Source organism: Streptomyces sp. R41 (assembly GCF_041053055.1).
Classification (GTDB): Bacteria; Actinomycetota; Actinomycetes; order Streptomycetales; family Streptomycetaceae; genus Streptomyces.
Map to the genome: position 1 here is coordinate 7,874,196 of NZ_CP163443.1, position 26,254 is coordinate 7,900,449.

23 protein-coding genes are annotated in these 26,254 nt (G+C 70.9%); 14 read left to right on the forward strand and 9 right to left on the reverse strand.

Annotated features, from left to right (window positions below):
- Positions 1-97: 97 nt before the first annotated feature.
- From AB5J53_RS35890 to AB5J53_RS35900, 3 genes are all read left to right on the forward strand, one after another.
- Positions 98-1,255, forward strand: coding sequence for an ATP-binding protein (locus tag AB5J53_RS35890; protein WP_369249752.1), 1,158 nt, complete (start codon positions 98-100; stop codon positions 1,253-1,255).
- Between the two features lie 29 nt (positions 1,256-1,284).
- A complete protein-coding gene (locus AB5J53_RS35895) occupies positions 1,285-1,617 on the forward strand; it encodes a nucleotide pyrophosphohydrolase (protein ID WP_369249753.1) in 333 nt (110 codons plus the stop codon).
- 213 nt (positions 1,618-1,830) lie between these two features.
- Positions 1,831-2,310: a DUF6099 family protein gene (locus tag AB5J53_RS35900; RefSeq protein WP_369252662.1), complete on the forward strand. Its 480-nt coding sequence runs from the start codon at positions 1,831-1,833 to the stop codon at positions 2,308-2,310.
- A gap of 166 nt (positions 2,311-2,476) precedes the next feature.
- Here the strand turns inward: AB5J53_RS35900 and AB5J53_RS35905 are convergent, their stop codons facing one another.
- From AB5J53_RS35905 to AB5J53_RS35915, 3 genes are all read right to left on the reverse strand, one after another.
- On the reverse strand, positions 2,477-2,641 hold the full coding sequence (locus AB5J53_RS35905; RefSeq protein WP_369249754.1) for a hypothetical protein: 165 nt from the start codon (positions 2,639-2,641) through the stop codon (positions 2,477-2,479).
- Between the two features lie 232 nt (positions 2,642-2,873).
- Entirely contained in the window at positions 2,874-3,797 is a 924-nt protein-coding gene (locus AB5J53_RS35910) for an LLM class F420-dependent oxidoreductase (RefSeq protein WP_369249755.1), read from the reverse strand.
- 97 nt (positions 3,798-3,894) lie between these two features.
- A complete protein-coding gene (locus AB5J53_RS35915) occupies positions 3,895-4,371 on the reverse strand; it encodes a DUF5990 family protein (RefSeq protein WP_369249756.1) in 477 nt (158 codons plus the stop codon).
- Positions 4,372-4,556: 185 nt separating this feature from the next.
- Between AB5J53_RS35915 and AB5J53_RS35920 the strand changes: the two genes are divergently transcribed.
- From AB5J53_RS35920 to AB5J53_RS35945, 6 genes are all read left to right on the forward strand, one after another.
- A complete protein-coding gene (locus AB5J53_RS35920; RefSeq protein ID WP_369249757.1) occupies positions 4,557-5,543 on the forward strand; it encodes an alpha/beta fold hydrolase in 987 nt (328 codons plus the stop codon).
- A gap of 238 nt (positions 5,544-5,781) precedes the next feature.
- Positions 5,782-6,144 (forward strand): rhodanese-like domain-containing protein, encoded by a 363-nt coding sequence (locus AB5J53_RS35925; RefSeq protein WP_369252664.1) that lies wholly within the window; start codon positions 5,782-5,784, stop codon positions 6,142-6,144.
- 113 nt (positions 6,145-6,257) lie between these two features.
- On the forward strand, positions 6,258-8,435 hold the full coding sequence (locus AB5J53_RS35930; protein WP_369249758.1) for an MMPL family transporter: 2,178 nt from the start codon (positions 6,258-6,260) through the stop codon (positions 8,433-8,435).
- Positions 8,436-8,551: 116 nt separating this feature from the next.
- Complete coding sequence (locus AB5J53_RS35935) at positions 8,552-8,818, forward strand: metal-sensitive transcriptional regulator (RefSeq protein WP_369252666.1); 267 nt, start codon at positions 8,552-8,554, stop codon at positions 8,816-8,818.
- 333 nt (positions 8,819-9,151) lie between these two features.
- On the forward strand, positions 9,152-10,615 hold the full coding sequence (locus AB5J53_RS35940) for a 3' terminal RNA ribose 2'-O-methyltransferase Hen1 (protein WP_369249759.1): 1,464 nt from the start codon (positions 9,152-9,154) through the stop codon (positions 10,613-10,615).
- Entirely contained in the window at positions 10,612-13,158 is a 2,547-nt protein-coding gene (locus tag AB5J53_RS35945) for a polynucleotide kinase-phosphatase (RefSeq protein WP_369249760.1), read from the forward strand. The genes AB5J53_RS35940 and AB5J53_RS35945 overlap by 4 nt, the downstream gene beginning before the upstream one ends.
- 194 nt (positions 13,159-13,352) lie before the next feature.
- Here AB5J53_RS35945 and AB5J53_RS35950 read toward each other — a convergent pair whose 3' ends face one another.
- Positions 13,353-14,246 carry a hypothetical protein gene (locus AB5J53_RS35950; RefSeq protein WP_369249761.1) on the reverse strand — a complete coding sequence of 298 codons (894 nt, stop codon included), beginning with the start codon at positions 14,244-14,246 and terminating at the stop codon, positions 13,353-13,355.
- On the reverse strand, positions 14,243-15,325 hold the full coding sequence (locus tag AB5J53_RS35955) for an SPFH domain-containing protein (RefSeq protein ID WP_369249762.1): 1,083 nt from the start codon (positions 15,323-15,325) through the stop codon (positions 14,243-14,245). Before AB5J53_RS35955 ends, AB5J53_RS35950 begins: the two co-directional genes overlap by 4 nt.
- A gap of 163 nt (positions 15,326-15,488) precedes the next feature.
- On the opposite strand from AB5J53_RS35955, the gene AB5J53_RS35960 reads away from it, so the two are divergent.
- From AB5J53_RS35960 to AB5J53_RS35970, 3 genes are all read left to right on the forward strand, one after another.
- Positions 15,489-16,712 carry an arginine deiminase gene (locus tag AB5J53_RS35960; RefSeq protein ID WP_369249763.1) on the forward strand — a complete coding sequence of 408 codons (1,224 nt, stop codon included), beginning with the start codon at positions 15,489-15,491 and terminating at the stop codon, positions 16,710-16,712.
- A 71-nt stretch (positions 16,713-16,783) separates the two neighbouring features.
- Positions 16,784-17,791, forward strand: a complete 1,008-nt coding sequence (gene argF / locus AB5J53_RS35965; RefSeq protein WP_369249764.1) for an ornithine carbamoyltransferase — start codon at positions 16,784-16,786, stop codon at positions 17,789-17,791.
- 226 nt (positions 17,792-18,017) lie between these two features.
- Entirely contained in the window at positions 18,018-19,469 is a 1,452-nt protein-coding gene (locus AB5J53_RS35970; RefSeq protein WP_369249765.1) for an amino acid permease, read from the forward strand.
- Here the strand turns inward: AB5J53_RS35970 and AB5J53_RS35975 are convergent.
- Positions 19,429-19,881: an ATP-binding protein gene (locus tag AB5J53_RS35975; RefSeq protein ID WP_369249766.1), complete on the reverse strand. Its 453-nt coding sequence runs from the start codon at positions 19,879-19,881 to the stop codon at positions 19,429-19,431. The genes AB5J53_RS35970 and AB5J53_RS35975 overlap by 41 nt on opposite strands.
- 394 nt (positions 19,882-20,275) lie before the next feature.
- Here AB5J53_RS35975 and AB5J53_RS35980 point away from each other — a divergent pair, with 394 nt between their 5' ends.
- Both AB5J53_RS35980 and AB5J53_RS35985 read left to right on the forward strand, forming a co-directional pair.
- Entirely contained in the window at positions 20,276-21,103 is an 828-nt protein-coding gene (locus AB5J53_RS35980; protein WP_369249767.1) for an enoyl-CoA hydratase family protein, read from the forward strand.
- 146 nt (positions 21,104-21,249) lie between these two features.
- A complete protein-coding gene (locus AB5J53_RS35985; RefSeq protein ID WP_369252668.1) occupies positions 21,250-23,517 on the forward strand; it encodes a bifunctional salicylyl-CoA 5-hydroxylase/oxidoreductase in 2,268 nt (755 codons plus the stop codon).
- Positions 23,518-23,531: 14 nt separating this feature from the next.
- On the opposite strand, the gene AB5J53_RS35990 is transcribed toward AB5J53_RS35985, so the two are convergent.
- From AB5J53_RS35990 to cysC, 3 genes are read right to left on the reverse strand one after another with little or no spacing between them, the layout of a single operon-like run.
- Positions 23,532-24,743, reverse strand: a complete 1,212-nt coding sequence (locus AB5J53_RS35990; RefSeq protein WP_369249768.1) for a sulfate adenylyltransferase subunit 1 — start codon at positions 24,741-24,743, stop codon at positions 23,532-23,534.
- Positions 24,744-24,745: 2 nt separating this feature from the next.
- The gene (gene cysD / locus AB5J53_RS35995; RefSeq protein ID WP_369249769.1) at positions 24,746-25,666 is read right to left on the reverse strand and encodes a sulfate adenylyltransferase subunit CysD; all 921 of its coding nucleotides are present in this window, start codon (positions 25,664-25,666) and stop codon (positions 24,746-24,748) included.
- On the reverse strand, positions 25,663-26,214 hold the full coding sequence (gene cysC / locus AB5J53_RS36000) for an adenylyl-sulfate kinase (RefSeq protein WP_369249770.1): 552 nt from the start codon (positions 26,212-26,214) through the stop codon (positions 25,663-25,665). The genes cysD and cysC overlap by 4 nt, the downstream gene beginning before the upstream one ends.
- Between the last annotated feature and the right edge of the window lie 40 nt (positions 26,215-26,254).

The window sequence follows — 26,254 nt, forward strand, 5'->3', positions numbered from 1 at the left end:
GGTTCCGGACCCGTGGGCGGGCGGCGCGGTCCCTCGATCGTAGGAAGGTCTCCCAGGTGGAACGGTTCGCCTGGCGACGGAGGCCTACCGTCCGGATATGACCCTGTCATCCCCGGAGGCCCCCGCGGCGGCGCATGCGCGCCCCGATCGCCCGGGCGTCACCGAGCTGCGGCTCGCCGCCTTCGCCACGCACCGCCGCGTCCGGTTCCCGCTCGGACCGCTCACCCTCATCACCGGACCGAGCGGCAGCGGCAAGACCGTCGCACTGCGGGCGTACGAGGCCCTGGCGCGGCTCGGCAGCGGCGCCGAGCTCGAAGAGGTGTTCCCGGACCCGGTCAGCTGCGTGCCGGAACGGGCCCGGCCCGACGCCCAGCACCGGCGCGGGTTCCGCATCGGCTGCACGGTCGACGGTCCCGAGGGCCCCGTGCGGCTCGACATCGCCGTACAGGCCGAGCCCGAACTGCGCATCGTGGGCGAGCGGTTGACGGCGGGCGGGCAGACCCTGCTGGAGACGGCGTTGCGCGATCCGGGCCGCCCCGTCGTGCAGGCGGCCTGGCACACGGCGGGCCCGTCCGCGGTGACCCGTGGCCCGCTCCCCGACGACCGCCTCGGCACCGCCCTGCTGCCCCTGCGCGTCGCGGGCCGCACGGACGGCGAACGCCAAGTCCTCGCCGCCGCCGAGCAGATGGTCCTCGCGCTGCGCTCCGTCTACGCCTGCGACCCGGGCCCGCGCCACATGCGCGCGCCCGCCCCGGTCGGCTCGGGCCGCCTGCTGCGCGGCTGCGACAACCTGGCCGAAGTGCTCTGGCGTACGAGGTCGGAGTGCGGGCACCGCTACGCGCACCTGGTCGCGGCGGCAGGGGCCGGATGCGCGGGCCCGGTCGCGGACGTACTGGCCGAGCCGCTCGGCGACGGCACGATCCGCGCGGTCCTCGACCGCGGCGACGGCGTGCGTACGCACCTCGGGCTGCTCGGAGACGGCGAGTTGCGGTATCTCGCGCTGGCCCTGGTACTGCTCACCGGGCCCGGCGTGCTGGAGGTCGACCAGGCGGGAGAGGTCCCCGCGGCGCTCCAGTCGCTGACCGTCCTTGCCGACGGCTTCGACCGCTGCCTGGACGCACGGCAGGCGGGGGAGTTGGTGCGGCTGGCGGCGCGGATGTGCGAGCGCGGGCACATCCGGCTGGTGGGTGCGGTGAGCGATGCCTCCTGGGCCTGCGGGGTGGCCGGGGTCACGGCGGTAGATCTTCAGCCGTGACAGAACTGGGCGGTGGTAGACCTTTAGCCGTGACAGAACTGGACGTAGCGAAGCTGCAGCGCAGACTGGCCGAGTTCGCGGCCGCGCGGAACTGGCAGCCGTACCACACCCCCAAGAACCTGGTCGCCGCGCTGAGCGTGGAGGCGTCCGAACTGGTCGAGATCTTCCAGTGGTTGACGCCGGAGGAGTCCGCCCGGGTCATGGACGACGCGGACACCGCCCACCGCGTCACCGACGAGGTCGCGGACGTCCTGGCGTATCTGCTCCAGCTGTGCGAGGTGCTCGGCATCGACCCGCTCGCCGCGCTCGACGCGAAGATCGACCGGAACGAGCGGAGGTTTCCGCCGCCGGAGGGGCCTTGAGAGGCCATGAGGGGTCGTAAGGGGCCCGCCACCGGTTGAGGAGCGGCCAGGTTCGTCACTCTATGGAGTCAGTGAGTTGTCCACGTCCAATTCCGTGTCCACAGATTTCGGGCTTCCTCTGGCTTTTCGTCCCATCGGCCTTCACTCTGGGTAGTGGACAAGGGAGTTCGGGCGGACGTGCGGCGAGCGCGTCGGGACAGACGGGGGCAGCGCATGGAGGCGGTGCGGCTCATCGTGGCGAGCAGGCGTGCCCTGGCGGAGAGCGGTGACACCCCGGAGGTGATGGCGGAAGCGTGGCAGGCACAGTCCCTGGCCCAGGCGATAGGCAGCCGCTTCGCCGTCTCCGGACCCCCTGAACTCCGGGGCGAGGCCCTCGGCCTGACCGAGCTGGCGGGCCGGGGCTGCGGAGTCCTCGACACCCCCGCCCTCGGTGTCGGTGCCTTACGCGCCGCCCAGCTCACCGAGTTGGGCGACGCCCGTGAGGCGCTGCTGTGCCTCGGCGGTCTCCTCGGCGAGGTCGGCATCGCCCTCGTCGGGATCGCCTGCGCGGCGGACGACGAGGGGACGTACTGGCAGTGCATGGAGGCCATCGACGCTGCGGACGAATCCCGGGACCGGGTGCTGGAGATGCTGAGACGGCTGGCGGTGCGAGACCAGAAGAGGGTGGTGGAACGGGATTCGGCGGCGGGATAGCTGTTTGTACAGCGTTGCGCGCTCGTGACTGCGCCCGTCAGGGGCGAGGGGAACTGCGCGACCAGGTCCCCGCCCACTCGCAGCAGAAGATCCACCGAGGTGTCCGGGGCGGAGCCCCAGGTACGGGACGGGTAGGGGCGGAGGAGGCGGGAACCCCTCGTGGACCTCAGCCGTGGTCCGCCTCGTCCGACGCCCGGGGCCGACCGCCCGAAAGATCCGCGTCCAACTGGGACAGATCCGCGTTGAGCGCAGCCATCAGCTCCTCCATCTGCTGGAGCAACCCCTTCGGCGGTGCGGACGAGCCCTGCTGCGGCACGGCTTCCTGGGACACGACGGCCTCCTCGGCCCCCCCCACGAAGGGAGCCACTGACGAGGGTGACGCCCCGGCGACCGCCGGCGACGGGTGCCGGGCGGTCCGGCTCCGCCCGAGCCAACGATCACCACCGACCCGAGTCACTGGCGCGGACCGGCCCCACACACCGGGTTGACGGATTTTCACCCGACCGGGGACCCAAGGGCCCAAGTCCCCGGCGGGACGACGGAGTTGAGCGGGGGTCGGGCCCTTATCCGAGCTGGGGCATCACTTCGGACGCGATCAACTCCAGGTGGTCCAGGTCGTCGAGGTCCAGCATCTGGAGATACATGCGCTGCGATCCAACGGCCTCGTACTGAGCGATCCGCTCGACGACTTCCGCGGGCGAGCCCGCGAGCCCGTTCGCCTTCAACTCCTCGACGTCACGCCCGATGGCATCGGCCCGACGCTTCACATCGGCATCGGTCTTCCCGACACAGACGACCAGCGCGTTGGAGTACACCAGCTCGTCCCCCTTGCGCCCTGCCTGCTCGGCCGCCGCGCGCACCCGGGCGAACTGCTGCTCCGTGTCCGCGATGGACGCGAAGGGGATGTTGAACTCGTCGGCGTACCGCGCCGCGAGCGCCGGGGTCCGCTTGGCTCCATGTCCGCCGATGAGGACGGGCACCTTCGACTGCGCGGGCTTCGGCAGCGCGGGCGAGTCCTTGAGCTGGTAGTACTTCCCGTCGAAGGTGAACCGCTCGCCGACGGGCGTGGTCCACAGACCGGTGACGACGGCGAGCTGTTCTTCCAGCCGGCCGAACTTCTCCTTCGGGAACGGAATGCCGTACGCCTCGTGTTCGGTCTCGTACCAGCCGGACCCGAGACCGAGCTCCACGCGCCCGCCCGACATCTGGTCGACCTGCGCGACCTGGATCGCGAGGACACCTGGCAGCCGGAAGGTCCCGGCGGTCATCAGGGTGCCGAGGCGGATCCGGCGGGTCTCACGGGCGAGGCCGGCAAGTGTGATCCATGCGTCGGTGGGCCCGGGGAGGCCGCTGACGGATCCCATGTGCAAGTAATGGTCCGAGCGGAAAAAGGCTCCGTAGTTGAGGTCTTCAGCGGCCTTGGCGACGCGGAGCAGCGTCTCGTAGGTCGCGCCTTGCTGCGGTTCTGTGAAGACTCGAAGATCCATGTATCCATCATGCACCGGTCACAACTGCCGCCCCACCTTGAACCGCTGGCACATCCGCAACCATGGCCCGACTTCGGGTCGGGGTACGCGAGGCGCCTTAGGCGGCGGGCTCGGCAGGCTCGGCGGTCCAGGTGATCCGTGGGGGATCGACCCGCGCGCAGAGCGGGTTGCCGCATGCGTCGGTCAGGCCGAGGCGTCCGACCAGCAGGCCGTCGCGTGCCGCCGCGGCGAGCACCTCGTCGGGGACGGAGTCGAGCATGAGCTTGGCACGGCGGAACATCGTGAAGGTGCCGGACTCGTCGACCGTGCCCCACGACAGGTAGATGAACCGGCGGCCCAGACGGTCCTGTACGTAGGGGCCTTTCACATCGGTACCGGACGGCGTGGTGGTCGCGGTGCACTCCAGGGTCCAGGAGGCGGACGCGGCGTCGCCGGGTTGTGGTTCGAGGAGTTCGGCCGGACGGTCGCGGCGTTGGACGGCGACGTGGACGTTGTCGTACGCGGGGACGTTGCCGTCGGCGGGGGCCGGGCAGGTGAGTCCGGGCAGGTCGACGGCGTCGATACGGATGCGCATACCGGCCATCATCCTCGGGGCGGGCGTCGTCCTCGTACCAGGGCACTTCACCTGTCCTCGTATGCGGGCCGGTCACCACGGAGCCGATTTGCCGAACCGGCAACAAGTCTCGCGAGGACCGCGCGAGTGTCACAGGATCGGGAATCGATCTCGGCCCAGGACAGTCAGCGAACCGTGGAGGTTTCATGTCGCAGCAGACCGCGGACGTCACCCACCGGCTGGTCTCCGCGCCCGCGGGCCGGATCCACCTCGTGGAGCAGGGCACGGGGCCGCTGGTGCTGCTCGTGCACGGGTTCCCGGAGTCCTGGTACTCCTGGCGCCATCAGCTGCCGGCACTGGCCGCGGCCGGGTACCGCGCGGTCGCCGTCGACGTGCGCGGTTACGGCCGTTCGTCCAAGCCCGATGCCACGGACGCGTACCGCATGCTCGAACTGGTCGAGGACAACGCGGCGGTGGTGCGGGCCCTCGGCGAGCGACAGGCGGTGATCGTCGGGCACGACTGGGGGTCGACCATCGCCGCCCACTCGGCCCTGGTCCGACCGGACGTCTTCCGCGCCGTGGGACTGCTCAGCGTGCCCTACGCCCCGCGTGGTGGACCGCGGCCCAGCGAGGTCTTCGCGCGGATGAGCGGGGGCGGGGGAGACGAGTTCTACGTCTCCTACTTCCAGCAGCCCGGCCGCGCCGAGGCCGAGATCGAGCCCGACGTGCGCGGCTGGATCGCCGGCTTCTACGCCGCCCTCTCCGCCGACACGATGCCCCAACCCGGCGCGCCCGACCCGCACTTCGTCGGCCGGGGCGGGACGCTCCGCGACCGGTTCCCCGCCGGCCCGTTGCCCGCCTGGCTCAGTGAGAAGGATCTCGACGTCTACGCCGAGGAGTTCGAGCGGACCGGCATGACCGGGCCGCTCAACCGCTACCGGAACATGGACCGGGACTGGGCAGACCTCGCCGACTTCGACGGCGCGCCCATCACCCAGCCGTCCCTCTTCATCGGCGGCGGCCTGGACGCCTCCACCACATGGATGGCCGACGCGATCAAGGCCTACCCCACCACCCTCCCCGGCCTGGTCTCCTCCCACGTCCTGGACGCCTGCGGCCACTGGATCCAGCAGGAGCGTCCGGCGGAGATCAACCGGCTCCTGACCGACTGGCTCGCGTCCCTGTCGTCCTGAGGGCTCCTTCCCTCCGTGGCCCCAGGTCTCCGTTTCCGGAGGCCTGGGGCTCTGTCGCTGTGGCCCCGACCATGGGGCCGGGTCGGCTTGGCGTAATACGGGTGGGGGTATACGCTGCTTCAGTGAATGGATACCCCCCCTGGTATCTGACCTGGAGAGGAAAGCGCATCTACTTCGCTCCCTCTTCCTCGCTGTTCCCCGACCCGGTTCCCCGACCCCAGTAGTGGAGTGCTGCGTGATGTTCGGTTTCCTGCGCGGCGGCCCCGGCCGCCTGTCCCCCGCCGGGGCCCATGCCCGTACGAACGAGAGTGACGCGGTCCTGCTCGACGTACGAGAGAAGTCGGAGTGGCAGGCCGGGCATGCTCCGGCCGCCGTCCATCTGCCGCTGGGCAGCCTGCTGGCCGGGGCCTCGCTGCCGAGGGCGGCGCAGGGCAGGCCGGTCGTGGCGATCTGTCGCGGTGGGCACCGTTCCCGCCAGGCGGCCAAGGCGCTGGCCGGGCGTGGGGTGGACGTCGTCGACGTCAGGGGCGGAATGACTGCCTGGCGGCAGGCCGGGCTGCCGGTGGTGGACGGGCGCGGCATGCCCGGCACCGTCGCCTGACGCCTCACCCGCCTGGCTTCCGCGTACCCCCACCTATACGGGCGGGGGTATCTCTTCGCATGACTTCATCAATACCCCCAGGGGTATATCAGGGATCCATGAAGGAGTCCTCCATGACCAGCACCGACAGGGTCGCCGCCCCGCGCGCGGCCACGGAACCCACCGCCTCCGGGGGCTCCCCGCCCGGCCTCCTCGGCCGTCTGGGCCTGTGGTCCGCCGCCCATCTACGGCTGGTCGCGGTGATCTGGCTGGCCCTGGTCGCGGGGCTCGGCGCGCTCGCCCCCTCGGCGACCTCCGCGCTGGCGGGGGCGGGCTGGCAGGCCGACGGGTCCGACTCCGTCGCCGTACGCGAGCTCGCGCGGAAGCACTTCGGCGGCAACTCTTCCGCCGCCCTGCAGGTCGTCGTCAAGGCCGACCGGCCGGTCACCGATTCGGCCGTGCAGGACGTCATCGGCGAGGCGACCGCGCTGCTGAAGGCCGATCCGGACATCTCCGAAGTCGTCGCCCCGCAGCCCGGGTCCACCATCAGCCGCGACGGCAGGACGGCGATCATCCTGGGCGGCGCGGGTGCCGGCACCAACGAGATGGTCAAGGCCGCCGAAGCCCTCAAGGACCCGCTGACCGCACTGTCGACCGACGACATCCAGGTGAGCGCCACGGGCTCCTCCATGATGTGGAGCGACTTCAACACCGCCAGCCATGACGCGATGATGAAGTCCGAGATGCTGTCCTGGCCGGTCACGCTCGGCATCCTCGTGCTGGCCTTCGGCACACTGGTCGCCGCCGGACTCCCGCTCCTGCTCACCGTGGCGGGACTCGCCGCCTCCGCCGGGACTCTCGTCCTGCTCGATCACGTCACGCCCGTGTCGATCTGGGCGATGAACTTCGCGATGATGTTCGCCCTCGCGCTGGGCATCGACTACGCGCTGTTCCTCGTCGTACGTTTCCGGGCTGCCCTCGCCCGGCACGGCGACGCCCGGCGGGCGGTGGGCGAGACGATGGACACCGCGGGCAAGGCCGTCCTGCTCTCCGGGGTCACGGTCGTGGCCAGTCTCGGGGTCGTCCTGCTCGTGCCCTCGCCGGCCTTCCGGACCATGGCGCTGGGCATCATGCTCGCCGTCGCCTTCGTCCTGGCCGCCACCCTCACCCTGCTGCCCGCCGTGCTCGGCAAGCTCGGCACCAAGGTCAACTCCGGTGCTTTGCCCTGGCGTCGGGGCAAGACCGAACCCGTCGGCGGGTCACCGCGCTTCGGCTCCTGGGGCGAACGGCTGTGGGCCCACCCGCTGCGGTACGGCATCCCCGCCCTGGTCGTGCTCGTGACGCTGGCCGTGCCGATCGTCGGCCTGAAGGTCGCCATGCCGTCCATCGACGTCGTACCGGACGACTCCTCCTCGCACGCCGGCTACACCGCCGTACAGGAGGCGTTCGGCGACGGCGCGGCCGGCACGCTGCAGATCATCGCCCCCGCCTCCGAGAGCGAGTCCACCACCGCCGTACTGAAGGACAACCCCGGCATCGCTGCCGTGATGCCCGCCCAGAGCGCGACGGACGACTCCGGGCTCGTCCTCATCCAGGCGATCCCCACGGTGGACCCCTCGGACGCCGCCCTCTCCACCACCGTCGAGCAACTCCGCGACGACCTGCCGGACCGGGCCCTGGTCGGTGGTGCCGCGGTGGAGAACCTCGACCTGCAGAGTGTTCTGGACGAGAAGACCCCTCTCGTCATCGGCACGATTCTCGCTCTGGGGTTCCTGCTGCTGCTCGTCGCGCTGCAGGCCCCTCTGGTCGCACTGCTCGGGACCGTCACCAACCTGCTCGCGACGGGGGCCGCCTTCGGTGCCGCCCGGCTGATCTTCCAGGACGGGCACGGCGCGAGCCTGCTCGGTTTCACCCCGCAGGGGTTCATGGACGGCTGGGGACCGGTCTTCTTCTTCGCCATGATCTTCGCGATCGCCATGGACTACACGGTCTTCCTGCTGTCCTCGGCGAAGGAGCAGTACGAAAGGACCGGCGACCCACGCAAGGCCATGGTGGGCGCGCTGGCCCACTCCGGGCGCGTCATCTTCGCCGCGGCGGCCGTCATGGTCGCCGTCTTCTTCACCTTCGCGCTGTCGGGGCCGCTGCCGCCCAAGGAGATGGGCATCATCCTCGGCCTGGTGGTGCTCCTGGACGCCGCCCTGGTACGGCTCGTGCTGCTGCCCGTCCTGCTCCGTCTGACCGGGCGCGCCGCCTGGTGGACCCCCGCGTGGCTGCACAAGGTGCTGCCCGACATCACGTTCTCGCACGACTGACCCGGCTCCACGGATCACCCCGATGATCGGTGGCCCCGGGCTCGGCTCGGGGCCACCGATACCCCAGGGGGTACCATGACGCAAGGAAGAACCCACCAGGAGGACCACTCATGGCCATGTCCGTCGACGAGGAAGCCAGCACCGCCATCCTCAACCGCCTGCGCCGTGCCCAGGGGCAGCTCGCCGGCGTCATCGCCATGATCGAGGCCGGCCGCGACTGCAAGGACGTGGTCACCCAACTCGCCGCCGTGTCCCGGGCCCTGGACCGGGCCGGCTTCAAGATCGTCGCCAGCGGTATGCGCCAATGCATGGCGACCGCCGATGAGGACACTCCCCCCATGACCGAGGCGGAACTCGAGAAGCTCTTCCTCGCCCTCGCCTGAGAGCCTGCGCCTGTCGGCCGAAGTACGACCTCGTCCAACCCGGCGCCGACTGAGGCGAGCGCGAGCCGCGGTGGAAAAAATGCCTGAGTATGCCCAGGGTGTTCGCTGTACGTTGTGCAGGCGCGCCGAAGAAGGGGCGCCGCGCGGGGGGCTGACCGCGGCGCGGCGTACGCACCGCTACGAGGGCGAGGAAGCGCCTGGAGCAGTGATCGCCCGGGCGCGTTCTCCCTTCGCTGTGGTTCACCGGTTCCCGGTGTGTGTGCACGCGATGTGCACGGCGTTGCCGCACGGCATGTATCCACAGCTCAGAAGACGTTTCGAGGCAGACCCACTGTGTTCCTGACGATCAGTACCACCGGTACCCCGGAGCGCCCCGCGACCGACCTCGGCTTTCTGCTGCACAAGCACCCCGACAAGGCGCAGGCGTTCTCGACCTCCTACGGTACGGCGCACGTCCTCTACCCAGAGGCGTCCGTCGAGCGGTGCACGGCCGCGCTGCTGCTCGAGGTCGACGCGGTGGCGCTGGTCCGGCGCGGCAAGGGCAAGGGCCGCGGCGGGGCGCCCGACGCCGCGCTCGCGCAGTACGTCAACGACCGGCCGTACGCGGCCTCCTCCCTGCTCGCCGTGGCGCTGAGCGCCGTGTTCTCCAGCGCGATGAAGGGCCAGTGCACCGCGAGGCCCGAACTGCCGGAGCGGACCAGGCCGCTGCGGATCGAGGTGCCCGCGCTGCCCGCCCGCGGCGGCGCCGACCTCGTGCGGGCGCTGTTCGAACCGCTCGGATGGACGGTGACGGCCGAGGCAGTGGCGCTGGACAGCGAGTTCCCGGAGTGGGGCGACTCGCGCTACGTGCGCCTCGTGCTGGAGTCCGCGGACCGCACGCTCGCCGAGGCCCTGCGCCACCTCTACGTGCTCCTCCCGGTGCTCGACGACGCCAAGCACTACTGGGTGTCGTCCGACGAGGTCGACAAGCTGCTGCGGGCCGGTGAGGGCTGGCTGCCGGACCACCCGGAGCAGAAGCTGATCACCAGCCGGTATCTCTCGCGCCGCTGGTCGCTGACCCGCGAGGCGATGGAGCGACTGGAGCTCGTACGGCTGGCCGAGGCCGACGACACCGAGGTCGAGGAGATCGACAACGCGGTCGACGAGGAGACGGACACCGAGGAGAAGCCGGTGCCGCTCGCCGTGCAGCGGCGGGACGCGATCCTCGCCGCGCTGCAGGCGTCCGGCGCGGGCCGTGTCCTCGATCTCGGCTGCGGACAGGGCCAGTTGGTGCAGGCGCTGCTCAAGGACACGAGGTTCACCGAGATCGTCGGTGTCGACGTGTCGATGCGCGCGCTCACCATCGCTTCGCGGCGGCTCAAGCTGGACCGCATGGGCGAGCGGCAGGCATCGCGCGTACAGCTCTTCCAGGGCTCGCTCGCCTACACCGACAAGCGCCTCAAGGGGTACGACGCCGCCGTGCTCAGCGAGGTCGTCGAGCACCTCGACCTGCCCCGGCTGCCGGCCCTGGAGTACGCGGTGTTCGGCTCCGCCCGCCCCAGGACGGTCCTCGTGACGACGCCGAACGTCGAGTACAACGTCCGCTGGGAGACCCTCCCGGCCGGACACTCCCGGCACGGCGACCACCGCTTCGAATGGACGCGGGAGGAGTTCCGGAGCTGGGCGGGGACGGTCGCCGAACGGCACGGGTACGACGTGGAGTTCACGCCCGTCGGACCCGAAGACCCCGAGGTGGGCCCGCCCACGCAGATGGCCACTTTCACACTCACCACCCCGAAGGAGGAGAAGGCCGCATGACGAACGAGACGCACGCCAAGGCGCGCACCCTGCCCGTGACCGACCTTTCCCTCGTGGTGCTGATCGGCGCGTCCGGCTCGGGCAAGTCCACCTTCGCCCGCAAGCACTTCAAGCCGACCGAGGTGATCTCGTCCGACTTCTGCCGCGGCCTGGTCGCCGACGACGAGAACGACCAGAGCGTCAGCAAAGACGCCTTCGACGTACTGCACTACATCGCGGGCAAGCGGCTCGCGGCGGGCCGGCGAACGGTCGTGGATGCCACCAGCGTTCAGCAGGAGAGCCGCCGCCAGCTGATCGAACTCGCCAAGAAGTACGACGTGTTGCCCATCGCGATCGTGCTGGACGTGCCGGAGGAGGTGTGCGCCGAGCGCAACGCCGCCCGCACCGACCGCGCCGACATGCCGCGCCGCGTCATCCAGCGCCACATCCGCGAACTCCGCCGCTCCCTGCGGCACTTGGAGCGCGAGGGGTTCAGAAAGGTGCACGTCCTGCGGGGCGTGGAGGAGATCGAGAGCGCCGAGGTCAGGACCGAGAAGCGGTTCAACGACCTGACGCACCTCACCGGTCCCTTCGACATCATCGGCGACATCCACGGCTGCGCCTCGGAGCTGGAGACCCTGCTCGGCAAGCTCGGTTACGTGGACGGGGCGCACCCGCAGGGCCGTACGGCCGTCTTCGTCGGCGACCTCGTCGACCGCGGCCCGGACACCCCGGGCGTACTGCGCCGGGTGATGTCCATGGTCGGCTCGGGCAACGCCCTGTGCGTGCCGGGCAACCACGAGAACAAGTACGGGCGTTACCTCAAGGGCCGCAAGGTCCAGCACACGCACGGCCTCGCCGAGACGATCGAGCAGATGGACGGGGAGAGCGAGGAGTTCAAGCAGCAGGTGCGGGAGTTCCTCGACGGACTCGTCAGTCACTACGTGCTCGACGGGGGCAAGCTCGTCGTCTGCCACGCCGGTCTGCCCGAGAAGTACCACGGGCGGACCTCAGGGCGGGTGCGCTCGCACGCGCTGTACGGCGACACGACCGGCGAGACGGACGAGTTCGGGCTGCCGGTGCGCTATCCGTGGGCGGAGGAGTACCGGGGCCGCGCGGCCGTCGTCTACGGTCACACCCCGGTCCCGACGGCCACCTGGCTGAACAACACCATCTGCCTCGACACCGGTGCCGTCTTCGGCGGCAAGCTCACCGCGCTGCGCTGGCCGGAGCGCGAGCTCGTCGACGTACCGGCCGAGCAGGTCTGGTACGAGCCGACGAAGCCGCTCGCCTCCGAGGCGCCCGGCGGCCACGAGGGGCGGCCGCTCGACCTCGCGGACGTGCACGGCCGGCGGGTCGTCGAGACGCGGCACGCCGGACGCGTGTCCGTCCGCGAGGAGAACGCGGCGGCGGCCCTGGAGGTCATGAGCCGCTTCGCCGTGGACCCGCGGCTGCTGCCGTACCTGCCGCCGACCATGGCACCGACCGCGACCTCGCACATCGAGGGCTACTTGGAGCACCCCGCCGAAGCCTTCGCGCAGTACAAGGAGGACGGGGTCGCCCGGGTCGTGTGCGAGGAGAAGCACATGGGCTCGCGGGCGGTGGCGCTGGTCTGCCGGGACGCGGGAGTGGCGCGCGAGCGCTTCGGTGTGGACGGTCCCACGGGGTCGCTCTACACCCGCACCGGCCGTCCCTTCTTCGACGACGCCGCCGTCACCGAGGAGATCCTCGGCCGGCTGCGCGCCGCCGCGACCGAGGCGGGACTGTGGAAGGAACTCGAGACCGACTGGCTGCTGCTGGACGCCGAGTTGCTGCCGTGGTCGCTGAAGGCGTCCGGGCTGCTGCGCAGTCAGTACGCGGCGGTCGGTGCCGCGTCCGGAGCCGTGTTCCCGGGGGCGCTCGCCGCGCTCGAAGGGGCGGCGGAGCGCGGGGTCGACGTACGGGACCTGCTGGCGCGGCAGCGTGAACGCGCCGCGGACGCCGAGGCGTTCACGGACGCCTACCGGCGCTACTGCTGGACCACGGAGGGCCTGGACGGTGTCCGACTGGCACCTTTCCAGATCCTCGCCGTCCAGGGCCGGAGCCTCGCCGCCCTTCCGCACGACGAACAGCTCGCGCTGATCGACCGGCTCGTGGAGCACGACGGGAGCGGCCTGCTGCAGACCACCCGGCGGCTCTTCGTCGACATCGGTGACCCCGAGTCGGTGCGGGCCGGCGTCGACTGGTGGCTGGAGATGACGGGCCGCGGGGGCGAGGGCATGGTCGTCAAGCCGGTCGGCGCGGTGGTGCGCGGTCCGCAGGGGCGTCTTGTGCAGCCCGGCATCAAGTGCCGGGGGCGTGAGTACCTGCGGATCATCTACGGCCCGGAATACACGCGTCCCGAGAACCTCGCGCGGCTGCGGGGGCGGTTCCTGAACCACAAGCGGTCGCTTGCGATTCGGGAGTACGCGCTGGGGCTCGAAGCGCTGGACCGGCTCGCGGAGGGCGAGCCGTTGTGGCGGGTGCACGAGGCCGTGTTCGGGGTACTGGCGCTGGAATCGGAGCCGGTGGACCCGAGGCTGTGAGTTTTTTCGCCCCCTCCGCCCCTACCCGTCCCGTCCCTGGGGGCTGCGCCCCCAGACCCCCGCTCAAAAGAGATTGCGCAGTTCCCCGCGCCCCTAAAGGGGCGCGGGGAACTGCGCGAGCAACCCCCACGCAGCCGCAGCCGAAAGGCTGGTCGGGACGGGTAGGGGCGGAGGGGGCGAAAAACCCACCCCCGTCACCCCACCAACCGCAACCGCACCCCCCCCACCCCCACCCGCACCGTCTGCCCCCACACCAGCTCCACCGCGTCCCCCTCCATCCCGTCCCCGAAGGCGATGAGCCGGTCCGACTCGACGGTGAGGGACAGCCGGGCGGAGGAGGCGAGTACGCCGGCCACGAGGGACGTTCCGGTGGCAGGCGACGGCCAGGCCTCGCGGACGAACCAGAGGAGGCGTTCGTCCGTGGGACCCGGCAGCGGCAGTGCGGCTCCCCGCTCCTGCCACACGGAGCGGAGCCAGCCGCTGGCCCCCGTCCCGGTGCCGACCAGGACCCCGGAGGAGGCCTGGGGCTCGACGGCACCCCCGTACTCGTCGAGCCCCAGCCGATAGCGGGCCGTCTGATGGCCCGCGGCTCCGAGGTAGATCTCGTTGAGCGCGACCAGCCGTTGCGTGTCGTCCGCGACCGCCTCGACCATGGTCAGCTCGTCGGCCCGGCCCCCGTGCGCCGCGGCGAGCAGCGCGCCCGCGTCCTTGGGGCGGTGCCGCACCAGCACCCCCGGGTTGCGCCCGGGATCGGTGTCGATGCCCACCACCGGCTGCCCCGTCAGGTACTTGGCCACGTTCGCGACCAGCCCGTCCTGCCCGACCACGACCACGACGTCCTCCGGCGCGAACAGGAAACGGTCCAAATCCGCGCGCTCCACCCGTGCCTGACGCCAGGTCAGCGGCACCGCCGACACCACCTCGGCCAGTGCCTCCCGCGCCCGCCGGTGCCGCTCGGCCACCTCCTCGATGTCCCGCCCCCGGGAGGAGAGGAAGAACGCCGCCTGTCCGTGCGTGCCGTGCCGGGCCACCAACTCCTCGTACTCCGTGGTGCGATGGACGAGGACGACCCGCGGGGCGAGACTCACGCCGGTTCCCCGGAGGCAGCTCCATTGCCCAGCTTGGCGAGCAGGCCCGTCAGGACGTCCGGCGACACCGTCACGCTCTCGATCCGCGGCAGGTTCTCCGCCAGCCGCGTGCCCGTCAGGGCGTGCAGTGTGGTGACGTCCACGTCCCCGTGGACCCGTAGCCAGGCGGCCTGCGCCTCGGCCCGCGCCGCACCCACCTCGCGCGCGGCCTGCGCCTTTGCCCCGGCGAGCCGCACCTTGCTGGTGGCCTCCGCCTCGGCGAGGCGCAGCGACCGGGTGGCCTCCGCCTCCGCGAGGCGGACCGTGCGCGCCGCCTCCGCCCCGGCGCGCACGGCGTCCGCCGCCGCGTGCTCCTCCGCCTCGCGCCGAGCGTTCGTGCCGCGCTGGTCGACCAACTGCTCCTCGCGCCGGGCCAGTTCGATCTGACTGGCGAGTTCGTTCTCGGCGATGGCGCGCTCCCGCTCGACGGCGACGGCACGGCGCTCGTACGTCGCCTTGTCCGCGTCCTGCTGGATCTGCTCGCGGGCGGGGGTGCGCAGCGCCCGCTCCACCTCGGGCTCCGGGCGCAGCGCGACGACCCGTACGGCCACCATCTCGATCCCCGTCGCGGGCAGCCGGGGCTCGGCGGCGAGCCCGCCCGCGATCCGTTCCCGTACCGCCGCGACCCCGTCGACCAGGGCGGCCGCCAGCGACGTACGGGCCAGGACGTCCAGTGCGTGCTGCTGGGCCGTCTCGGTCAGCAGGGTCGAGAGCTGCTCCAGGGGAGCGCCGCGCCAGGCGCCCGTGTCGGGGTCGATGGAGAAGTCCAGGCGCGCGGCCGCGATCGCCGGATCGCTGATGCGGTACGTGACCGTCGCCTGCACCGCGACGTCCTGGAAGTCGGACGTACGGGCGTGGAACGTCATCGCCAACTCGCGGTCGTCGACCGGGACTTCGGACAGCGCGGCGGTAAGAGAGCGGTACCAGAAGCTGAGTCCGGGGCCGTCGTGCACCAGGCGGCCGGAGCGATGGTGCCGGACGTGGGCGGTCGGCGCCCCGCGTAGATGGCGCCAGCCGAGACGCCGGGTGATGTCGGCCATGAGTACCCCCTCGTCGCCGGGCGGCCCCGGCGACCCCTCGTTCATCCTTGTCGTCAGTAAGACGATAATGGCGAGCCCACTTATCGTCAAGGGGACGAAATGAAAGCGGTGCAGGTCCGGCGATCCGCGGGTGAACAGGCGTCCGGATGGTCAGGATGGAGGCATGGGATTCCACGTCGACTCCGAGGCCGGGCGGCTGCGCCGCGTCATCCTGCACCGGCCGGATCTTGAGCTCAAAAGGCTCACCCCCAGCAACAAGGACGCCCTGCTCTTCGACGACGTGCTGTGGGTGCGCCGGGCGCGCGCGGAGCACGACGGGTTCGCCGACGTACTGCGCGACCGTGGGGTCACCGTCCATCTTTTCGGAGACCTGCTCACCGAGGCCCTGGAGATCCCGGCGGCCAGATCGCTCGTCCTGGACCGGGTCTTCGACGAGAAGGAGTACGGGCCGCTCGCCACCGACCATCTGCGGGCCGCCTTCGAGACGCTGCCCGCTGTGGAACTGGCGTCCGTGCTCGTCGGCGGCATGACCAAGCGGGAGTTCCTGGACGCCCACCCGGAGCCGACCTCCGTGCGCTTCCACGTCATGGACCTCGACGACTTCCTGCTCCGGCCGCTGCCCAACCACCTCTTCACCCGGGACACCTCCGCCTGGATCTACGACGGGGTCTCCATCAACGCCATGCGCTGGCCTGCCCGGCAGCGCGAGACCGTGCACTTCGAGGCGATCTACCGGCACCACCCGCTCTTTCGCGACGAGACCTTCAACCTCTGGTCGGAGGGGCAGGCGGACTACCCGTCCACCATCGAGGGCGGTGACGTGCTCGTCATCGGCAATGGCGCGGTGCTCATCGGCATGAGTGAGCGGACGACGCCCCAGGCCGTCGAGATGCTCGCGCACAAGCTGTTCGCGGCGGGTTCGGCGCGCACGATCGTGGCGCTCGACATGCCCAAGCGGCGGGCCCTCATGCACCTCGACACCGTGATGACGATGGTCGACGGCGACATCTTCACCCAGTACGCGGGGCTCGGCATGCTCCGCTCGTACACCATCGAACCGGGCGCGGGGGAGAAGGAGTTGAAGGTCACCGACCACCCCCCGGAGCACATGCACCGCGCGATCGCCGCGGCGCTGGGCCTGAGTGAGATCCGTGTCCTCACCGCCACCCAGGATGTGCACGCGGCGGAGCGCGAGCAGTGGGACGACGGGTGCAACGTCCTCGCCGTCGAGCCGGGAGTGGTGGTCGCGTACGAGCGGAACTCCACCACCAATACGCATCTGCGCAAGCAGGGCATCGAGGTCATCGAGATTCCGGGCAGCGAGCTGGGGCGGGGGCGGGGCGGGCCGCGCTGTATGAGCTGTCCGGTCGAACGCGAGGCCGTATAGTCTCCGTATAGAAATGCCGAGGATCGTATAGAATTCCAAGGTCCCCGTCTTCGTAACCCTGGAGCGCCCCCATGGCGACAGTCCCGACCGCCCTCGCCGGACGCCACTTCCTCAAGGAGCTGGACTTCACGGAAGAGGAGTTCCGCGGTTTGATCGAGCTGGCCGCCGAGCTCAAGGCGGCCAAGAAGGCCGGGACCGAGACCCCGTACCTGCGCGGCAAGAACATCGCGCTGATCTTCGAGAAGACCTCCACGCGTACGCGCTGCGCGTTCGAGGTCGCGGCGGCGGACCAGGGTGCCTCGACGACGTATCTGGACCCGTCCGGCTCGCAGATAGGCCACAAGGAGTCCGTGAGGGACACCGCGCGCGTCCTCGGCCGGATGTTCGACGGGATCGAGTACCGGGGCGACAGTCAGGCCTCCGTCGAGGAGCTGGCCGCGTACGCCGGTGTGCCCGTCTTCAACGGTCTGACCGACGACTGGCACCCGACCCAGATGCTCGCCGACGTGCTCACGATGACCGAGCACTGCGACAAGCCGCTCGGTGAGATCGCCTTCGCCTACCTCGGCGACGCCCGCTTCAACATGGGCAACTCGTATCTGATCACCGGTGCGCTGCTCGGCATGGACGTCCGCATCGTCGCCCCGCAGGCGTACTGGCCCGCCGACGACATCGTCGCGCAGGCCCGCGAACTCGCCGAGAAGAGCGGCGGCCGCATCACGCTCACCGAGCAGGTCGCCGAGGGCGTCCTCGGCGCCGACTTCGTCGCGACCGACGTCTGGGTCTCCATGGGTGAGCCCAAGGAGGTGTGGGACGAGCGCATCGGTGCGCTCTCCCCGTACGCCGTGACGATGGACGTGCTGCGTGCCACCGGCAACCCCGACGTGAAATTCCTGCACTGCCTCCCGGCCTTCCACGACCTGGGCACGAAGGTCGGCCGGGAGATCCACGAGACCCACGGCCTGGACTCCCTCGAGGTCACCGACGAGGTCTTCGAGTCGGCGCACTCGGTCGTCTTCGACGAGGCCGAGAACCGGCTGCACACCATCAAGGCGATGCTGGTCGCCACGCTGGCCTGACCGGCGTCCCGGCAAGCCTTGCCGGTCGGACCGGCGCAAGCCTTGCGGGTCTGACCGGCGTCCCAGCAGGCCCTTGCCGGCCTGACCCACGGACCGGCACGCCTTGCCGGTCCGACCCGCCTCCCAGCAGGCCTTATCCTGACCGGCGGCCCGGAACCACCCCTTCCGTGGCCGCCGCGCGACCTACCCAGTCGCACTCGCACCACCAGAAACGAGCACCACCCGCATGCCCGCTCCACGCAGTCCTCGTATCAAGTCCCCCGAGCTCCTCATCGCCGAATCCGGCACGGACCTCGAAGGCCATGGCCTCAAGCGCACCATGGGCCTGTTCCAGCTCGTCTGTTTCGGCGTCGGCGCGATCGTCGGCACCGGAATCTTCGTCGGTCTGTCCGACTCCGTCGCCCAGGCCGGACCCGCCGTGGTCGTCTCCTTCATCCTCGCGGCGATCACCTGCGTCTTCACCGCGTTCGCGTTCGCGGAGCTCGGGGGCGCGATCCCGGTCTCGGGATCCTCGTACTCCTTCGCCTACGCCGGACTCGGCGAGAGCACGGCCTTCCTGGTCGGCTGGTGTCTGCTCCTGGAATACGGCGTCTCCGTGTCGGCCGTCGCGGTCGGCTGGAGCCAGTACGTGAACGAGCTGCTCGACAGCCTCACCGGCTGGCAGCTGCCCGCCGCGCTCTCCTCGGGACCGGCCGACGGCGGAGTCGTCAACGTCCCCGCGGTCATCGTGATCGCGCTCGCCTCGGTCCTGCTCATGCGCGGGGTGCGCGAGAGCGCCCGGGCGACCGCCGCCATGGCCGTACTGAAGCTGGCGATCCTCGTGCTCTTCTGCGCGATCGGGTTCAGCGCCTTCAAGGACGGCAACCTCACGCCGTTCTCGCCGGCCGGACTCGGCGGCATCGGCGCGGGCACCACGGCCGCGTTCTTCTCGTACATCGGCTTCGACGCGATCACCACGGCCGGCGAGGAGGCCAAGAACCCGCGCCGCAACATCCCGATCGCCATCATGATCTGCCTCGGCCTGGTCACGCTGCTGTACTGCGCCGTGGCTCTTGCCGCGATCGGCGCCATCGGCGGGGACAAGGTCGGCGGTCAGCCGGCCGCGCTGTCGTACGTCGTCAACGAGGTCACCGGCTCCACCGTCGGGGGCGGAGTCATCGCCTTCGGCGCGGTCGTCGCCATCGCCTCGGTCGTCCTCGCGGTGATGTACGGGCAGACCCGCATCCTCATGTCGATGTCCCGTGACGGACTCATCCCGCGCGTCTTCGAGAAGATCTCGCCGAAGACCTCGACGCCGGTGGCGGGAACCTTGATCGTCGCGGTCGTCTTCGCCGTCCCTGCGGCCTTCGCCTCGCTCGACGCCGCGGTCAACCTGTGCACCATCGGCACGCTCGCCACCATGGCCGCGGTCAATGTCGCGGTGATCGCGCTGCGCCGCCGGGAGCCGGGCCTCGCCCGCACCTTCCGGGTGCCGCTCTACCCCGTCGTACCGCTGCTCGGCGTGGGCTTCTGCCTGTATCTGATGTACGAGACGGGCTGGACGACCTGGATCCAGTTCGCCCTGTTCCTGGTGGCCGGATTCCTGGTGTACGTCCTCTACGGGCGCCGCCATTCCCGGCTGGCCGCGCGGGCGGCAGCTACATCGGCCGTCGCTGAGCGGGAACCACAGGCAGTCTGAACCAGACCGCCTTGCCGGAGTCGGTGGGGCGGTGGCCGCAGGACGAGCTGAGGGTGCGGATCAGCAGGAGGCCGCGCCCGTGCTCCTGCCAGGGGTCGGGCTCGCCGGCCGGGTGGGGGACCGTGAGATTGCCGGGCGGCGCGGGGTCCGGGTCGTGCACCTCGACCTGGCAGCCGCTCGGCATCAGCTCCACGACCAGCTCTATGGGACCGTCCCCGGCGGTGTGCTCCACGGCGTTGGCGACCAGCTCCGCGGTGAGCAGCTCAGCGGTGTCGCTGTCGGCCGCGTGCTCCAGCTCGGCCAGCGCGGTGCGGACCAGAGCACGGGCGACGGGCACGGCCGCGGCGGTGTGCGGCAGTGCGATGCGCCAGGAGGCGGGGGCTGGGGTGTTGTGCAAGGCGGGTCCGTTCATGGAGCAGGCTGTCCTGCTTTCAACTTTACGAATGGTACGGGGCCGCCATGCAGAGGCGCTCGGCGGGCTATTTCGGGACATCGGTGGGTGTTCTCTCGGGACGTTCGGCCCGGCGTTCGGCCCGACATACGGCTGCGTACCCAGACGAACGGCCCACCTCGCACGGTCTGCTCCCACCGTTACGGAGCTATCGATGATCCGTGACTCGGTGACGGTTGTCGGTGACTCGGTGACTCGGTGACGCGGTGACGCGGTGACTCGGTGACGCGCTCGTGACTCCGCAGCAGGCTCTGTCGCCCTGGCTTATCGCGCTCTCATGACGACAGTCACAGAGAAGTGATAACTTCATGGAGCAGCCGCAGAGCGCCGCCCCCACCCGAGGAGGCCGCACGTCATGAGTCCCTTCACCGGCTCCGCCGCCCGCACCCCCGACTGGCAGCACCTGAGGTGCGAGGTCGCCGACGGGGTCGCCACGGTCACCCTGGCCCGCCCCGAGAAACTCAACGCGCTCACCTTCGGTGCCTACGCCGACCTGCGCGACCTGCTCGCCGAGCTGTCCCGCGAGCGATCCGTACGCGCCCTGGTGCTGGCCGGCGAAGGACGCGGCTTCTGCTCTGGAGGCGACGTCGACGAGATCATCGGCGCGACCCTCTCCATGGACACCGCCCAGCTCCTCGACTTCAACCGGATGACCGGGCAGGTCGTACGGGCGGTACGGGAATGCCCGTTCCCGGTGATCGCGGCGGTGCACGGCGTGGCGGCGGGCGCCGGAGCCGTGCTGGCGCTGGCGGCCGACTTCCGGGTCGCCGACCCTTCGGCCCGCTTCGCCTTCCTCTTCACCCGCGTCGGGCTGTCCGGCGGCGACATGGGCGCGGCCTATCTGCTGCCCCGGGTCGTCGGGCTCGGTCACGCGACCCGGCTGCTGATGCTCGGTGAGCCCGTGCGCGCGCCCGAGGCCGAGCGGATCGGCCTGATCAGCGAGCTCACCGACGAGGGCAGCGCCGACGAGGCCGCACAGCGGCTGGCCCACCGCCTCGCCGAGGGCCCGGCCCTCGCCTACGCCCAGACCAAGGCCCTGCTCACCGCCGAGCTGGACATGCCGCTCGCCGCCTCCGTCGAACTCGACGCCTCGACCCAGGCCCTGCTGATGAACGGGGAGGACTACGCCGAGTTCCATGCGGCGTTCACGGAGAAGCGGCCTCCGAAGTGGCGGGGGCGATAGCCGTGGCGGCGGTGGGCGGCGCGGCAGCGGCGATGGGCGATGGCTCGGTTCCGGCGGGTGGGCACGGGTGGCAGGCGGCAGCGGGCGCGCCGCCGTCCGAGGACGCGCGCGTGCCGGAGGCTGCGGGCGCCGACCCGCGGGCACCCCTGCGCGTCGCTGTCATCGGCGGCGGCCCCGGTGGCCTCTACGCCGCCGCCCTCCTCAAGCGGCTCGACCCCTCTCGCGAGGTCACCGTCTGGGAGCGCAACGCCCCCGACGACACCTTCGGCTTCGGCGTCGTGCTCTCCGACGAGACGCTCGGCGGCATCGAGCACGCCGACCCGGTCGTGTACGCGGCGCTCCAGGACGAGTTCGTGCGCTGGGACGACATCGACATCGTGCACCGGGGAGTGCGCCACACCTCCGGTGGCCACGGCTTCGCGGCCCTCGGCAGGCGCAGGCTCCTTGAGATCCTGCACGAACGCTGCCGCTCGCTCGGCGTCGAGCTGCGCTTCCGGGCGGAGGCCCCGCCGGTGGGCGAGCTGATGACGGCGTACGACCTCGTCGTCGCGGCCGACGGGGTGCACAGCCTTACGCGCGCGGCGTACGCGGAGGTGTTCGGGCCGTCTGTCGAAGAACATCGCTGCCGCTACATCTGGCTCGCCGCCGACTTCGCCTTCGACGCGTTCCGCTTCGAGATCGCCGAGACCGAGCACGGCGTGATGCAGCTGCACGGCTACCCGTACGCGGCAGGCTCTTCGACCGTCATCGTCGAGATGCGCGAAGAGGTCTGGCGGACGGCCGGGTTCGCGGAGCTCGACGAGCAGGAGTCCGTCGAGCGGTGCGCGAAGATCTTCGCGGACGCGCTGGGCGGACGGCCGCTGCGGTCCAACAAGTCGGCGTGGACCACCTTCCGGACGGTCGTCAACGATCGCTGGGCGCACCGGAATCTGGTCCTCCTCGGCGACGCCGCGCACACCGCCCACTTCTCCATCGGCTCCGGCACGAAGCTGGCGGTCGAGGACGCGCTCGCGCTGGTCGCCTGTCTGGAGGAGCAAGCCGATCTGACTCAGGCCCTCAGGGCCTACGAGGAGGAGCGGCGCCCGGTCGTCGCGTCCACACAGCGGGCGGCGCGCGCCAGCCTGGAGTGGTTCGAGCACCTGGACCGCTACCTCGACCAGCCCTCACGCCAGTTCGCCTTCAACCTCCTCACCCGCAGCCGCCGCGTCACCCACGACAACCTGCGGCTGCGCGACGCGCACTTCACCGAGTCCGTGGAGCGCGAGTTCGGGTGTCCGGCGGGTACACCCCCGATGTTCACGCCGTTCCGGCTGCGTGGCCTCACCCTGCGCAACCGGGTCGTCGTCTCGCCCATGGACATGTACTCGGCCGTGGACGGCGTCCCCGGCGACTTCCACCTCGTCCACCTGGGCGCGCGGGCACTCGGCGGCGCCGGACTGGTGATGACCGAGATGGTGTGCGTGAGCGCCGAGGGCCGCATCACACCCGGCTGCGCGGGGCTCTACACCGGGCGCCAGGCCGAGGCCTGGCGGCGGATCACCGACTTCGTCCACGCGCAGGCGCCGGGCACCGCGATCGGCGTGCAGCTCGGCCACTCCGGCCGCAAGGGATCGACCAAGCTGATGTGGGAGGGCATCGACGAGCCGCTGGAGGACGGCAACTGGCCCCTCGTGGCCGCGTCCCCGATCCCGTACAAGGCGCGGAACCAGACACCCCGTGAGCTGTCGCGTGCCCAACTCACCGACATCCGCGAACAGTTCACGGCCGCCGCCTGGCGCGCCGCGCGCAGCGGCTTCGATCTGCTCGAACTGCACTGCGCCCACGGCTACTTGCTCTCCGGCTTCCTGTCGCCGCTGACCAACCGGCGCACCGACGCGTACGGCGGCTCGCTCGCCCGCAGACTCCGCTTCCCGCTCGAAGTCTTCGACGCCGTACGGGCCATGTGGCCCGAGGAGCGGCCCATGACCGTCCGTATCTCCGCCACCGACTGGGCCGACGGCGGCACCAGTGGGGACGACGCCGTCGAGATCGCGCGGGCCTTCGCCGCGCACGGCGCCGACGCGGTCGACGTGTCGACGGGCCAGGTGGTGGCGGACGAGCGCCCCGAGTACGGGCGGTCGTACCAGACGCCGTACGCCGACCGGATCCGCCACGAGACCGGCATCCCCGTGATCGCCGTCGGCGCGATCTCCTCCTGGGACGACGTCAACTCCCTGATCCTGGCCGGGCGTACGGACCTGTGCGCGCTCGCCAGGCCCCATCTGTACGACCCGCACTGGACGCTGCACGCGGCGGCCGAGCAGGGGTACGAGGGTCCGGGTGTCGCCTGGCCGATGCCCTACCGGGCGGGCAGCAGGCGCCCGCAGACCGGACGCACCGATGCCCCCAAACCTCGGCTCACACTGGGGACTTGAGGGCATTCGCGCACCTACGAGAGGTCGGCCATCCCCGCCGTCAGCGTCGCACCGTCCGCCGGGTCGACCAGGATGAACGCGCCGGTGCGACGGGAGTCGGCGTAGTCGTCGAGCGCGAGCGGCTCGGCGGTGCGCAGGGTGATCCGGCCGAGGTCGTTCGCGGTCAGCTCCGCCGCGCCGCCCAGGTCCTTGACGATCGCCTTCACGGTCCGCGTGGTGTGCCTGACCAGCACCCGGTCGCCGACCCGCAGCGCGCGGTCGGCCAGATGGCAGACGGCCGCCCGGACGTCCTGCGTGAGCGCGGGCGCGTCGGGCCCGGCCGTGATCATGTCGCCGCGCGAGACATCACGCTCGTCGGCCAGGCGCAGCGTCAACGACTGGGGCGCGTACGCCACGTCGGCGTCCTTGCCGAGTACGTCGATGGCGACGATCTCGGAGGTCTCGCCGGACGGGTGGACCGTGACGCGGTTGCCGACGCGCAGCTCTCCTGACACCAACTGGCCCGCGTAGTGGCGGACTTCGTCGTGCCGGATGACGTACTGCACCGGGAAGCGCGCCGGAGCGGCCGACACGTCGGAGCCCACCGGCACGGTCTCCAGGAACTCAAGGAGCGCCGGACCCTCGTACCAGCCCATGTGCGCCGAACGCTCCACCACATTGTCACCGCACAGCGCGGACACCGGGATCGGCGTGAAGCCCGGCAGGTCCAACTCGGCCGCGTGGCCGGCGAAGTCTTCGGCGATGTGTTCGAAGTCCTTCTCCTCGTGCCCGACGAGGTCCATCTTGTTCACGGCGAGGACGACGTGGGGGACGCGCAGCAGCGCGGCGACGGCGGCGTGCCGATGGGTCTGCTCGACCACGCCGTGACGGGCGTCGACCAGGATGATCGCCAGCTCGGCGGTCGAGGCGCCGGTGACCATGTTCCGTGTGTACTGCACATGGCCTGGGGTGTCGGCGAGGATGAAGCGGCGGCGCGCGGTGGCGAAGTAGCGGTAGGCGACGTCGATGGTGATGCCCTGTTCGCGCTCGGCGCGCAGGCCGTCGGTGAGGAGGGCGAGGTCGGGGGCGTCCTGGCCGCGGCTGGCCGAGACGCGCTCGACGGCCTCGAGCTGGTCCGTCAGGACGGACTTGGAGTCGTGCAGCAGACGTCCGACGAGCGTGGATTTGCCGTCGTCGACGGAGCCCGCCGTGGCAAACCTCAGGGTGTCGATGGTGGTGCTGGTCATGTCTAGAAGTACCCCTCGCGCTTGCGGTCTTCCATCGCGGCCTCGGACATCTTGTCGTCGGCGCGGGTGGCGCCGCGCTCGGTGAGGCGGGAGGCGGCGATCTCGGCGATGACGGCGTCCAGCGTGGTCGCGTCGGAGTCGACGGCTCCCGTGCAGGACATGTCACCGACGGTGCGGTAGCGGACGAGCCGCTTCTCGACCGTCTCGCCGTTCTCGGGGCCGCCCCAGTCACCGGCGGTCAGCCACATGCCGGACCGCTTGAAGACCTCACGCTGGTGCGCGAAGTAGATCTCGGGCAGTTCGATGCCCTCGCGGGCGATGTACTGCCACACGTCGAGCTCGGTCCAGTTGGACAGCGGGAAGACGCGGACGTGTTCGCCGGGGGCGTGGCGGCCGTTGTAGAGCTGCCACAGTTCGGGGCGCTGGCGGCGTGGGTCCCACTGGGAGAACTCGTCGCGCAGCGAGAAGACGCGTTCCTTGGCGCGGGCTTTTTCCTCGTCGCGGCGTCCGCCGCCGAAGACGGCGTCGAAGCGTTCGGACTGGATCTTCTCGGTGAGTGGCACGGTCTGCAGCGGGTTGCGGGTGCCGTCGGGGCGCTCGCGGAGCACACCGCGGTCGATGTAGTCCTGTACGGAGGCGACATGGAGGCGCAGGCCGTGCTTTTTGACCGTGCGGTCGCGGTATTCGAGGACTTCGGGGAAGTTGTGTCCGGTGTCCACGTGCAGCAGTGAGAAGGGGACCGCCGCGGGGGCGAAGGCCTTCAGCGCCAGGTGCAGCATGACGATGGAGTCCTTGCCGCCGGAGAAGAGGATCACCGGCCGCTCGAACTCGCCCGCGACCTCGCGGAAGATATGAACGGCCTCGGACTCCAGCGCATCCAGGTGCGACAGCGTAAAGGCACGCTCAGCCGTGGAAGCGGTCACACGAGCCCCCGCGCCGCGAGCACCGCGTACACACAGGCCGCGGACTCCTCGGGCGTCTGCAGGTGCGTCTCCAGCGTGAGCGCCGGGTCGAGGGGCGGCTCGTACGGATCGTCGACACCGGTCAGCCCGCTGAGCCGGCCCGCGGCCTGCCGGGCGTACAGCCCCTTCACATCGCGCTCGCTGCACACCTCGACCGGGGTGGCGACATGCACCTCGACGTAGGGCGTCCCGCTCGCCTCGTGGCGCCCCCGGACGGCCTCGCGGCTGTCGGCGTACGGGGCGATGACGGGCACCACGGCAAGGACGCCGTTGCGTGCGAGGACCTCGGCGACCAGGCCGATGCGCTGCACGTTGGTGTTGCGGTCCTCACGGGAGAAGCCGAGGCCGGCGGAGAGGAAGCGGCGGATCTCGTCCCCGTCGAGGACCTCCACGCGGTGCCCCTCGGCCCTCAGGCGGCTGCCCAGAAGGCGTGCGATGGTCGTCTTGCCCGCGCTCGGCAGGCCCGTGAGCCAGACGGTGGCTCCCTGAGCCCTTGCCGTGGTGGTCATACGTGCTGTCCTCTTCCTGTCCTGGCGTGCGGCTCACGAC